Source organism: Streptomyces sp. Inha503 (assembly GCF_047215865.1).
Taxonomy (GTDB): Bacteria; Actinomycetota; Actinomycetes; order Streptomycetales; family Streptomycetaceae; genus Streptomyces; species Streptomyces lycopersici.
Map to the genome: position 1 here is coordinate 9,217,556 of NZ_CP178360.1, position 11,201 is coordinate 9,228,756.

Genomic DNA, 11,201 nt, shown 5'->3' on the forward strand with positions numbered 1-11,201 from the left:
CGAAATCCGTTGTGGAGACCCCCGTCCACGGGCCATATCGGCAGCGCCGGGCGCTGGTGCTTAAGGGCTTAATCACCAAGGCTGACGCGTCACACCTCATCACACTCAGGGAGTGAGCATGAGCCTTGACCTGGCGCGCCGTCGTCTTCTGTCGGCCGCGGGCGCGGTGGGTGTCGCGGGCGCACTCGGCCCGGCCCCCTCCGCCGCGTTCGCGGCCTCCGGCCGTCGGCCGTCCGGATCCCGTCGTCCGTCCGGCTCCCGTCGTCCGGCCGCGACGATCATCCACGGTGGGCGGGTGCTGACCGGGCTGCCGTATGTGCCGCAGCAGGAGGCCCTCGCCGTGGGAAGGGACGGGAGGATCCTCGCGGTCGGCCCGGCGTCCGTGGTGCGGCGCCTGGCCGGGAGGGACACGGAGTTCGTCGACGCCCGTGGCGGCACCGTCATGGCGGGGATCATCGACGCCCATGCCCACTGCCTGGAGGCCGGGTGGCGCTCGCTCAACCCGTCCCTGGGCAATGAGACGTACACCGTCGCCGCGCTCCAGGCGAAGCTCACCGGTTTCCTGAACGCGAGCGAGGGCCAGGAGCCCGATGGATGGCTGGTGGTGGAGGACTGGAACCCGGTGGGCCTGCCGGCCGGGACCGAGACCCACCACCGCCTCCTGGACGCGCTGCCGACCCGCCGCCCGATCGCGCTCAAGGGCTCGGACGCCCACAACATGTGGGTCAACCAGCGGGCCCTGGAGCTGGCGAAGATCACGTCGAGCACCCCGGACCCGGCCGGTGGCCATATCGTCCACGACGCGGCCGGAGCGCCGTCCGGGTTGCTCAAGGACACCGCGCAGGACATCGTCGCGGCGGTGATTCCGCCACCGGACCAGGACAGGGCGCTGGCCGCCGCGGCGAAGGCCCTCCGCCAGGCGGCCTCCAACGGCATCACCACGTACATGGACGCCGCCACCGGGACCGAAGGACTGCGCGCCTACGCCGACCTGGCCGCCTCGGACCGGCTGCCGCAGCGGGTGATTCCCGCGCTGCGCCTGGACATCGAGCTCGTCCGCGACCCGAAGGCCGCGCTGGCCCACGTCAACGAGCAGCGCACGGCGTACGGACAGGTGCCGGGCCTGTGCTTCGGGACGGCGAAGGTCTTCCTCGACGGCGTGATCGAGCACCCCGCGCAGACCGCCGCGCTGCTGGAGCCGTACCTCGACGGCGACGGCGAACCCACCGACAACCGCGGCGACTTGTACGCCACCCCCACCGAGTACGGGCGGCTGGCGACCGTACTGGACCGGGCCGGGTGGCAGTTGCACGCACACGCGATCGGGGACCGCGCGGTGCGTACCGCACTGGACGGCTATGAGGCGGCGGTACGCGCCAACGGCCGCCGTGGCAACCGGCACACCATCGCCCATCTTCAGCTGGTGCACCCGGACGACTACCGGCGCTTCGCACCGCTGGGCGTCGTCGCCTGCATGCAGCTTCAGTGGGCGATGCGCAACGTGTGGACGATGGACGCCCTCCTGCCCTACATCGGCCCGGACCGCCACCGGCTGATGTATCCGGCGCGCAGCCTGGAGCGGTACGGCGCGGCGCTGGCCGGGGGATCGGACTGGCCGGTGGACCCGCTCGACTCGTTCAACCAGATCCGCACCGCGATCGACCGGGAGGGCGAGGACGGGGCGCTGTACCCGGAGCGGGAGGGCATCAGCCGCTCCACCAGCCTGCGCATGCACACGGCGGGCTCGGCCCATCAGCTCCGTATCGACCACGAGACCGGTGTGCTCACCCCGGGCCGGGCCGCCGATGTGATCGTGCTCGACCGGGATGTGACCCGAGTGCCGGTCAAGGACATCACCGGTACCAGGGTCCGTCTGACGCTGGCGGGCGGCAGGCGCGTGTGGGACGCGGACCAGCCCGGCGCCGAGGCGGCCGCCGCATCGTTCACGGCGCCCCGGCCCGCCTCCCTCACCACCGTGCACGGCCGTCACGCCGCCTGCGGCTGCCACCGCTGACCCGTAGTCGCCGCCGTCCGCCCGGCCCGCTACGGGGTGTCCGGCGGTTTGCCCCTTCCCGCAGCATCGATATGCGGCTCCGCCGCGCGGCAGGGGCTCCGCCCCTGGACCCCGTCTTCCAGCCCCTCCGGCGATTGAGGAGCGGGGTCTGGGGCGGAGCCCCCACGCGGCGGAGCCGCATATCGACGCTGCGTGGGAAGGGGCGGGTAGGGGAAAGCAGCCCGCCGCAGGCGTACGCGTACCGTCGGGCACCCCTAGTAGCCGACGGTGAAGTGCGTGTCCTCGCCGCGGTTCTCCAGCTCGTCGAGGACCGCCACGGCGAGGTCTTCCGCCGAGACGCGGGACCCGCCGTCGGCGGCGGTGATGAGGGTCGTCGTGCCGCGCCGGTACTTTCCGGTGCGGTGCCCGGGCTCGAGGAGGGCGGGTGGGCTGAGGTAGACCCAGTCGGCCGAGTGGGCCCGGCAGACGTCCAGCTGCGCGGCGCTGGCGGCGGCGATGGCACGGAAGGGTTCCGGAACGTACTCCGGGCTGTCCAGGACGAGCCGGTCGGGGTGGCCCGGGTCCCGCAGCGGCGCGGCGCCGCCGACGACGAGAATGCGCGTCCGGGCCGTCTCGGCGGCGGTGAGCAGCGCCGCCGTGGTCCTGACGGCGGTGTCCTCGTGACCGGGGGCGGGTCGGGTCGCGGCCACGATCGCGTCGGTGCCGGTGAAGAGTCGGCTCATGTGGTCGGGGTCGTCGGCGTCGCCCCGCACGGCGATCACTCCGGGTGGCGGGGCGGCCGTCGGCTCCTTGCGGAACACCGCGACGAGGTCGTGGCCCCGGCTCACGGCTTCGTCGACGACACGCGAGCCCACCATTCCGGCGGCTCCGACAACGGCGATCTTCATCGAGATGTCCCTTCCGGGGTGGGGGCGGGAGCGGGAGCGGGGGCGGAGACGGAGTCGTGTTCGGGCGTCCGCGTACGGGCGCGGGTACGGGCGCGAGCGCGCGGCGGAAGCTGTCCCGCGACGATCGCGGCGAGCGACAGCGCGAATCCCACGAGCTGGACCGGGCCGAGCGTCTGGTCGAGCACGATGGCGCCGAGAACCGCTGCCACCAGCGGTGAGAGCAGGGCGAGAACCGCGACCGAGGCCACGGGCAGGCTGGTGATGCCCTGGAACCACAGGGCGTAGGTGATCAGACCGCCGACCAGCCCCAGCCAGAGGTAGCCGAGCGCGGCGGGCAGGTCGATCGCGGGCGGCGCCCCCTCGGCGAGGAAGGTGAGGGGCACCAGGAAGAGCCCGCCCGCGGTGAGTTGCCACCCGGCGAAGGTGGTGGCACCGACCCCGGCGGGGCGCCCCCAGCGCTTGGTGAGCGTCACACCGAGCGCCATCGTGACCGCGCCCGCGAGGCCCGCCACGACCCCGACGGTGTCGAGCGCCGCGTTCGGCCCGATCACCACGAGCCCGACGCCGACGACGCCCGTCACACCCCACAGGAGGCGCCACGGCGAAAGGCGCTCATGGAGCACGGTGACGGCCAGGACGGCCACGACCAGCGGCTGGGCCGCCGCCAAGGTGGCGGCCACGCCACCCGGCAGGCGTTCGGCCGCGACGAACAGCAGCGGGAGGAACAGCCCGATGTTCAGCACGCCGAGCGCCGCGGCCTTCCCCCACCAGGCGCCGCGCGGCAGCGTCCGGGTGAGGGCCAGCGCGATCAGACCGGCGGGCAACGCGCGCAGGAACCCCGCGAAGAGCGGATGTCCCTCGGGGAGCAGTTCGGTGGTGACGACATACGTCGTGCCCCACACCGAGGGCGCGAGCGCCGTCAGGGCGGTGCGTGGCAGGTTTCCGTGGCGGACACCGCCGGCCCCGCCGGAAGCCACTTCTGTGGTGTGCCGTGTCATGCCTGGAAGTCTCGTCCCGGGGCCATTGATGAGTCCAACACATGTTTGTCACCTCATCGATCTCGATCCACGATGGATCCATGGAGCTCCAGCAGATGCGGTACGTCGTCGCCGTCGCCGAGACGAACAGCTTCACTCGCGCCGCGGAACGGTGTCTGGTCGTCCAGTCCGCCCTCAGCCACCAAATCGCCCGCCTGGAGAAGGAGTTGGGTGCGAGACTCTTCGAGCGCACCAGCCGCCGGGTGCGGCTGACACCGGCCGGTGCGGCCTTCCTCCCGGCCGCCCGCCAGTGCCTGGACGCCGCCGATCGCGCGGCCGCCGAGGTCGCCGCGGCCGTCGGGGAGGTACGCGGACGGCTCGCCGTGGGCCTGATCCCCACCGTCACCGCGGTCGACATCCCGGGCGCGCTGCGCGACTTCCGCGAGCGGTATCCGCGGGTGCGCGTCAGCCTGCGGGTGGGCGCCAGCGACGACCTCGTCGAGCAGGTGAAGGAAGGCGCCCTCGACGTGGCGTTCCTCGGCCTGCCGACCACCGCCCGCCCACAAGGCGTCGACGCCCATGAACTCGCGCGTGACCGGCTCGTCGCCGTGGTCGCGCCGGACCATCCCCTCGCCGGGGAGTCACAGGTCGACCTGCGCAGGCTCTCCTCCGAGGTGTTCGTGGACCTCCCGGCCGGGACCGCCGGGCGCGCCCAGTCCGACCTGGCCTTCGAGGCCGCCGGACTCACCCGTGACGTGGCCTTCGAAGTGACCAGCGCGGATTTCATCGCCCGGCTGGTCGCCCCGGGCCTCGGCGTGGCGATGCTTCCCACCGCCTACGCGCCTCATCTCGCGGGCGTCGTCACCGTCGAGGTCGCCGACGCACCGGCCCGCGTCGAGTACGTCATCTGGAGCCGCTTCAGCCGCACACCGGCGGCGACGGCCTTCCTCACGGCGCTGGACATCACGCCCACGGAAGCCTGACGCACGCGACGGGACCGGGGCCACCTCACGACGCCTGCCGGCGGGATCGGCGGGATCAGCGGGATCGGCGCGTCGAGGACGAACGAACCACCAGCCGGGTCCCGAGCACCACGGGCGGCGGTGTGCACGGCGGATCCTCCACCAGGCTCACCAGCGCGTCGACAGCCGCCGTTCCGGCCTCCTCGGGGGCCAGCGACACCGTCGACACGGGCGGCACCGTGCGCCCGTAGGCCGGATCCTCGCTGCCGCACACCACCATCAGGTCCTCCGGCACCGAAAGCCCGCACCGCGCGGCCGCCGCCAGGATCTGACGGCCGCACGGGTCGTACAGGCCGAACACCGCGTCCGGGCCGCCCTCCCCGGTCAGCAGGGCGTCCAGCCCCCGTCCCGCGGAGTCGTCCTCGTCGAACGGGACCACGCACGGCCGCACACCGGCCCGCGCACACCACCGCCGGTAGGCCGTCGCGCTCGCGCGGCTGTAGTACTCCTGGGTGGGCCCGGCGATCAGCGCGATCCGCTCCGCGCCCTGCCCGGCCAGATGCTCAAGGACCCGGCGGGTCATGGCCTCGTGGTCGTTGTCGACCCAGGTCTCCCGCGCCCGCAGATCCTCGGGACGGCCGTCGAACACCAGGGGCAGACCGCGAGCGCGCAGCACCCGCACCACGGGGTCGCCGGTCGGACTGTCCAGCACCACCACCCCGGCGGCCGGGAGAGTGCGCCACATGTGCTCGGCCGGTCCCGAGGGCATCGCCATCAGCGCGTAGCCACGCCGGTGCGCGGCGACGGTGGCCGCGCTGATGGCCCGGGCGAAGTACGGCACGCTCGCGAAGTCCCAGGCGCTGTCGCCATGAGCGGTCACCGCGAGCCCCAGGGTGCGCCCGCCGCCGCCCACCGGGCCGTAACCGAGCGCACCGGCCACCGCCCGCACCCTCGCCCGCGTCGCCTCCGAGACCCGGCCGGTGCCGTTGAGCACGTTGGACACCGTCGCGGTCGAGACCTCCGCCGCCCGTGCCACATCCCCGATCGTCACCCTCGACACGCCCGGCAGAATACGCTCCCGCCCCCGCGCCACCCGCCGATGTCGCGCGTGGGGGGCGGGCGATGGGGACGGGGCGGTCCAACCGGACGAGTTACGGGCCCGACTCCGGGGAACGCGCCACGGAACGGAAAGGATTACGCAGATGCCCAAGATCGCCATAATCCTCGGCAGCACCCGCCCCGGCCGCAACGGCGAGGCCGTCGCCCAGTGGGTCTTCGACGTCGCCCGGCGGCGCACCGACGCGGAGTACGAGCTGGTCGACATCGCCGACTACCGGCTCCCCCTCCTGGACGAGGCGGTCCCGCCGTCGCTGGGCCAGTACTCGCAGCCGCACACCAGGGCCTGGGCCGAGAAGATCGCCTCCTTCGACGGCTTCGTGTTCATCACCCCCGAGTACAACCACTCCACCTCCGGCGCGCTGAAGAACGCCATCGACTTCCTGTACGCCGAGTGGAACAACAAGGCCGCCGGCTTCGTCGGCTACGGCAGCGCCGGTGGCACCCGCGCGGTCGAGCACCTGCGCCTGGTCATGGCCGAGCTCCAGGTGGCCGATGTGCGCGCACAGGTCTCGCTGTCCCTGTTCACCGACTTCGAGGAGTTCAGCAGATTCACCCCCGCCGAGCACCAGACCGAGGCCGTGAACACCCTGCTCGACCAGGTCGTCATCTGGAGCACCGCGATGGCCACGGTCCGCGCTGCCTAGCCCGGCGAACGCTCCTCACGCCCGTGTATCGGACCTTGTCGGCAGCGGATGGCGGCCGGTCAGCCAGTCCCGGCGGAGCAGCGGCAGCGTGCTCTCCACGTCCCGGACGCCGGTGACCGGCAGCCGTACCTCGAAGCGTGTGCCGGGACGTCCGTCGGGCCGGTCCAGTACGGTGATCCGGCCCCGGTGCAGGGCGATCTGCTGGGCGACCAGGGTCAGGCCGAGGCCGGAGCCGGGGCTGTCCGGGCCGCGCCGGAAGCGCTGGAAGACCTCCTCGCGGCGTTCGGGTGGGATGCCGGGGCCGTGGTCGTCCACGGTGAGCACGGCGAGCGGCTGCCGCGGGTCGCCGGTGTGGCGCAGGGTCACCTCGATGTGGGCCGTGCCGTCGGTGGCGCGGCCATGGGTCCAGGCGTTGGTCAGCAGGTTGTCCACCGCCGAGCGCAGCCCCTCCTCCCAGCCGTGCACCAGCAGCCCCGGGGTGGTGCGCACGGACACCTCGGCGTCCGGGTGGGTGCGCCGCAGGCCGGAGACGGACGCGTCCAGCACCTCCGTGAGGTCCAGCGACGTGAACGCGTCCGCCTCGACCAAGTCGCCCTGCGCGAGCGCCCTGAGCATCACCAGCAGCCCCAGCAGCCGGGTGTGTTCGCGGCCCAGGTCGTCGAGTACCTCCGCCCGGTCCACGGGGTCCAGGTCGGGGTGGTCGGCGAGGATGTCGATGTTGGTGCGCATGCTCATCAGCGGGGTGCGCAGCTCGTGGGACGCGGTCGCGGCGAACGCGCGGGCGGTGGCCAGCGCCTCCCCGGTGCGTTCGACCTGCTCGTCGTAGCGGGCGAGAACGGTTTGCAGCGTGTACGCCAGATCGTCGACCTCGCCGACACGGGTCGGCGTGTGCTCCAGGCGTACGGCGCTGGTCCTCGGGTCCAGACCGCTGGTGCGCCGCTGCAACCGCCGCAGCGGCCGCACCGCGCGGGCCGCGAGCGCCCACGTGGTGGCCCCGGCCAGGGGCGCGGCCACCAGCGCCCCGAACACGACCCGTTGGCGCACCAGCGCCAGCTCCTCCTCGGTGGTGTCCGGCGAGAACAGCCACAGATTCGGCGTGGTGCCCTCTTTCGCGGCACCGACACGCAGCGACAGGACCAGCCAGTCCGTGTCGTCGGAGGTCACGGTGACCGGCTTGGGGGCGGTGCGGGGCAGTGAGGGCAACGGGTCGGGTTGCGGCCCGGCCGAGATCGTGCCCCCGGGCGCGGTCAGCCGGATGCCCACGTCCCGCGCGGAGTTGACCAGCCGCCGCTGCCGGGTCTGCTCCATGACCGGGCGGTCGGTCCCGGCGACATCGAGGAACGCCTTGGCGTTCTTGGCGACGACCGTGGCGCGAGCGCGCAGCTGGGAGTTCTGGTGTGCGCGCAGGTCGTCGCCGACCAGACGCAGCAGCAGCCAGCCGGAGGCCAGCACCAGCAGCGGCACGCTCACGCCGACCGCGAGCGCGATGCGGGTGGACAGTCTCATGGCGCCTCCCCGGCTGACGTTTCCCGGGGCAGTCCGGCGTTGCCTGCCATGCACACCTCTGTTCCGCGGCGGTCGAACGCGTCCGTCCGAGGAACAGATGAAAGCATCGACACGGCCGGGTCGGCGAGTCCACGCCGTTCTCACGTGTGCGGGAAAGGCTCGGCCAGCGACGTAAGCACATGGTCGGCCTCCGCGGCACGCAGCTCGGCCGCGGAGTAGTGGCCGCTCGCGACCCCCACCGCCGTCGCGTTCGCGGCGTGCCCGGCCTCGATGTCGCGAGGCGTGTCCCCGACCACGTAGACATCGGACCGGCCCAGATCGTGCCCGTGCAGCCGGGCGGCCTTCGCCAACGCCAGGCGGGTGATCTCCGCACGGTCCGGGGAGTCCGAGCCGTAGGCGCCGAACACGAAATAGCGGCCCAGGCCGCCCGGTTCCATCTTGATCCGGGCCGCGCCCTCCATCGCGCCGGAGATGAGCCCGAGGATGATCCCCGCGTCCGTGATCCGCCGCAGGGTGTCTTCGACACCGTCCATGACGCGATACCCCTCCGAGGTCCGGATGTCCTCCGAGAGATGCCACAGATACGCCGCGTACAGGCGGGCCATCTCATCGTGACTGGGCTCGCGGCCGAGCACGGCCCGGAACGTCTCCCGGCCGACCTGCGGATCCGTCTCCCCGGCCGAGGTGTGTTCTCCGATATCGGCGGCCACGCCGTGCAACCGGTCGAAGGCCCAGGCCCAACTCCGGGCTCCCGAGCCGCCGGTGTGGATCAGGGTTTCGTCGATGTCGAAGAGCACCGCTACCGGTCCGGCCATCACACGCATCTCCTCCGGTTCCGCCTGCTTCCAGGGTGCGCGGTGGCACCGGGGGCGGCCAGTTGCGGGGCCGCGGTGTTGGTGGTGCCGTTGAAATGACGGGGGCAGCACCCCCGGAGGGCCGAGAGGGGGAGCGACCGGACGATCGTCTCCGACACTTCGCGGGGCTTCGCAGACATCCATCGAGCGCACGGAGGGCGGCGTCGCCATGACCGACCTGGACACGCTGTCGGTGAACACGATCCGCGGACTGTGCATGGACGCGATCCAGAAGGCGAATTCGGGACACCCCGGAACGCCCATGGGGATGGCGCCCGTCGCGTACACACTGTGGCAGCGGTTTCTGCGTTTCGACCCCGCCGATCCCATTTGGCCGAACCGCGACCGCTTCGTGCTCTCCGAGGGCCATGCCTCCGCCCTGCTCTGGTCGCTGCTGCACCTGACCGGTGTGCGCACGGTCGACCCCGAGTACGAGGTGCTGGGCCGTCCGGCGGTGACCCTCGACGATCTGAAGTCCTTCCGGCAGCTCGACTCGCGCTGCCCCGGCCACCCCGAGTACCGGTGGACGAGCGGCGTCGAGACGACCACCGGCCCGCTCGGCCAGGGCGTCGCCACCTCCGTCGGCATGGCGATCGCCGGGCAGTGGCTGGCGGCGCGGTACAACCGCGACGACTTCGCGCTCTTCGACTTCGACGTGTACGCGCTCGCCGGAGACGGCTGCATGATGGAGGGCGTCTCCTCCGAGGCGGCCTCGCTCGCCGGACACCTTCGGCTGTCCAATCTGTGCTGGATCTACGACTCCAACCGGGTCACCATCGAGGGCCACACCGACATCACCTTCACCGAGGACGTCGCCGCGCGCTTCCTGGCCTACGGCTGGAACGTGACCACCGTGGCCGACGCCAACGACCTCGGCCGGATCGGCCGCGCCTTCCACTCCTTCCGCGCCGAGGCCGCGCGCCCGACCCTGATCCTCGTCCACAGCCACATCGGGTACGGCTCACCGGTCGAGGACTCACCGAAGGCACATGGGGCGCCGTTCGGACCGGAGGGGGTCAAGGCCACCAAGCGCGCCCTCGGCCTGCCACCCGACGCCGACTTCCACATCCCCGACGGGGTGCCCGACTGGTTCGCACGGGGGATCGGGGCGCGCGGCGCCCAGCTGCGCAGCCACTGGGAGAAGACGTTCGACGCCTACCGCGGCGCCTACCCCGAGCTCGCCGACGAGTTGGAGCGGATCCAGCGCCGTGAGCTGCCGGACGGCTGGGAGACCGCGCTGCCCACCTTCCCGGCCGATCCGAAGGGCCTGGCGAGCCGCGACTCCTCGGGGCAGGTGCTGAACGCGGTGGCCAAGGCGGTGCCCTGGATGCTCGGCGGCTCCGCCGATCTGGCGCCTTCGACCAAGACCCGCCTCACCTTCGGCGGTGCGGGCGACTTCCAGCCGTATGACCACGCCGGGCGCAATCTGCACTTCGGCGTCCGGGAGCATGCGGCCGCCGCGGTGGCCAATGGAATGGCGCTGACGAAACTCCGTCCGTACTGGTCCGGGTTCCTGATCTTCTCCGACTACGCCAAGGCGGCCATTCGCCTCTCGGCGCTGATGGAGATCCCCACCGTGCACATCTTCACCCACGACTCCATCGGGGTGGGCGAGGACGGACCCACCCACCAGCCCGTCGAGCAGCTCGCCGGGCTGCGCGCCACGCCCGGGCTGCTGGTGTTCCGCCCCGCCGACGCGAACGAGGTCGCCGAGACCTGGCGGGTGGTCGCCGGTCTCCGCCGGGCGCCGGCCGCGCTGGTCCTCTCCCGCCAGCCCCTGCCCACCCTGGACCGCACTCGGCTCGGGGCGGCCACCGGTGTCGCGTGGGGCGCCTACGTCCTGGCGGACGCGGACCGGGGCGAGCCCGAGGTGATCCTGCTCGCCACCGGCTCCGAGGTGGCGCTGGCCCTGGCCGCACACGAGGAGCTGACCGCCGGGGGCATCGCGTCCCGCGTGGTCAGCATGCCGTGCTGGGAGCTGTTCGACCGTCAGCCGCGCGAGTACCGCGACCAGGTGCTGCCGCCCGCGGTCACGCGCAGGGTCGCGGTGGAGGAGGCCTCCACGTTCGGCTGGGACCGGTATGTCGGCGCGGACGGGGCCGTCGTCGGAATGCACACCTTCGGCGCCTCCGCACCCCTCAAACAGCTGCTCACGAAGTTCGGATTCACCCCCGAGCGCGTCGCGCAGGTGGCGCGCGAGCTGGTGGCCCCGGGCTGAGCGGGCGATGACGCGACAGG

The 11,201-nt window shown here is 72.6% G+C and carries 9 protein-coding genes; 4 read left to right on the forward strand and 5 right to left on the reverse strand.

Annotation, left to right across the window (positions count from 1 at the left end; genetic code table 11):
• Positions 1-118 precede the first annotated feature (118 nt).
• A complete protein-coding gene (locus ACJX2R_RS39075) occupies positions 119-2,014 on the forward strand; it encodes an amidohydrolase (protein ID WP_413103931.1) in 1,896 nt (631 codons plus the stop codon).
• Between the two features lie 254 nt (positions 2,015-2,268).
• Here the strand turns inward: ACJX2R_RS39075 and ACJX2R_RS39080 are convergent, their stop codons facing one another.
• Positions 2,269-2,901 carry an NAD(P)-dependent oxidoreductase gene (locus ACJX2R_RS39080; RefSeq protein WP_413103932.1) on the reverse strand — a complete coding sequence of 211 codons (633 nt, stop codon included), beginning with the start codon at positions 2,899-2,901 and terminating at the stop codon, positions 2,269-2,271.
• Positions 2,898-3,899 (reverse strand): EamA family transporter, encoded by a 1,002-nt coding sequence (locus ACJX2R_RS39085; RefSeq protein WP_413103933.1) that lies wholly within the window; start codon positions 3,897-3,899, stop codon positions 2,898-2,900. The genes ACJX2R_RS39080 and ACJX2R_RS39085 overlap by 4 nt, the downstream gene beginning before the upstream one ends.
• 80 nt (positions 3,900-3,979) lie before the next feature.
• On the opposite strand from ACJX2R_RS39085, the gene ACJX2R_RS39090 reads away from it, so the two are divergent.
• The gene (locus ACJX2R_RS39090) at positions 3,980-4,861 is read left to right on the forward strand and encodes a LysR family transcriptional regulator (RefSeq protein ID WP_413103934.1); all 882 of its coding nucleotides are present in this window, start codon (positions 3,980-3,982) and stop codon (positions 4,859-4,861) included.
• A 55-nt stretch (positions 4,862-4,916) separates the two neighbouring features.
• On the opposite strand, the gene ACJX2R_RS39095 is transcribed toward ACJX2R_RS39090, so the two are convergent.
• On the reverse strand, positions 4,917-5,900 hold the full coding sequence (locus ACJX2R_RS39095; RefSeq protein WP_413103935.1) for a LacI family DNA-binding transcriptional regulator: 984 nt from the start codon (positions 5,898-5,900) through the stop codon (positions 4,917-4,919).
• Positions 5,901-6,042: 142 nt separating this feature from the next.
• Between ACJX2R_RS39095 and ACJX2R_RS39100 the strand changes: the two genes are divergently transcribed.
• Positions 6,043-6,603: an NADPH-dependent FMN reductase gene (locus ACJX2R_RS39100; RefSeq protein ID WP_413103936.1), complete on the forward strand. Its 561-nt coding sequence runs from the start codon at positions 6,043-6,045 to the stop codon at positions 6,601-6,603.
• Between the two features lie 15 nt (positions 6,604-6,618).
• Here ACJX2R_RS39100 and ACJX2R_RS39105 read toward each other — a convergent pair whose 3' ends face one another.
• Positions 6,619-8,109, reverse strand: coding sequence for a sensor histidine kinase (locus ACJX2R_RS39105; protein WP_413103937.1), 1,491 nt, complete (start codon positions 8,107-8,109; stop codon positions 6,619-6,621).
• 140 nt (positions 8,110-8,249) lie between these two features.
• The gene (locus tag ACJX2R_RS39110; RefSeq protein ID WP_413103938.1) at positions 8,250-8,924 is read right to left on the reverse strand and encodes an HAD family hydrolase; all 675 of its coding nucleotides are present in this window, start codon (positions 8,922-8,924) and stop codon (positions 8,250-8,252) included.
• A 208-nt stretch (positions 8,925-9,132) separates the two neighbouring features.
• Between ACJX2R_RS39110 and tkt the strand changes: the two genes are divergently transcribed.
• The gene (gene tkt, locus ACJX2R_RS39115; protein WP_413103939.1) at positions 9,133-11,181 is read left to right on the forward strand and encodes a transketolase; all 2,049 of its coding nucleotides are present in this window, start codon (positions 9,133-9,135) and stop codon (positions 11,179-11,181) included.
• Positions 11,182-11,201: the final 20 nt, after the last annotated feature.

Bases quoted from the DNA above. Each gene is read 5' to 3' on its own strand.
- ACJX2R_RS39075 (WP_413103931.1), top strand. From the start codon at position 119: ATGAGCCTTGACCTGGCGCGCCGTCGTCTTCTGTCGGCCGCGGGCGCG.
- ACJX2R_RS39100 (WP_413103936.1), top strand. From the start codon at position 6,043: ATGCCCAAGATCGCCATAATCCTCGGCAGCACCCGCCCCGGCCGCAAC.
- tkt (WP_413103939.1), top strand. From the start codon at position 9,133: ATGACCGACCTGGACACGCTGTCGGTGAACACGATCCGCGGACTGTGC.
- ACJX2R_RS39110 (WP_413103938.1), bottom strand. From the start codon at position 8,924: ATGGCCGGACCGGTAGCGGTGCTCTTCGACATCGACGAAACCCTGATC.
- ACJX2R_RS39105 (WP_413103937.1), bottom strand. From the start codon at position 8,109: ATGAGACTGTCCACCCGCATCGCGCTCGCGGTCGGCGTGAGCGTGCCG.
- ACJX2R_RS39080 (WP_413103932.1), bottom strand. From the start codon at position 2,901: ATGAAGATCGCCGTTGTCGGAGCCGCCGGAATGGTGGGCTCGCGTGTC.
- ACJX2R_RS39090 (WP_413103934.1), top strand. From the start codon at position 3,980: ATGGAGCTCCAGCAGATGCGGTACGTCGTCGCCGTCGCCGAGACGAAC.
- ACJX2R_RS39085 (WP_413103933.1), bottom strand. From the start codon at position 3,899: ATGACACGGCACACCACAGAAGTGGCTTCCGGCGGGGCCGGCGGTGTC.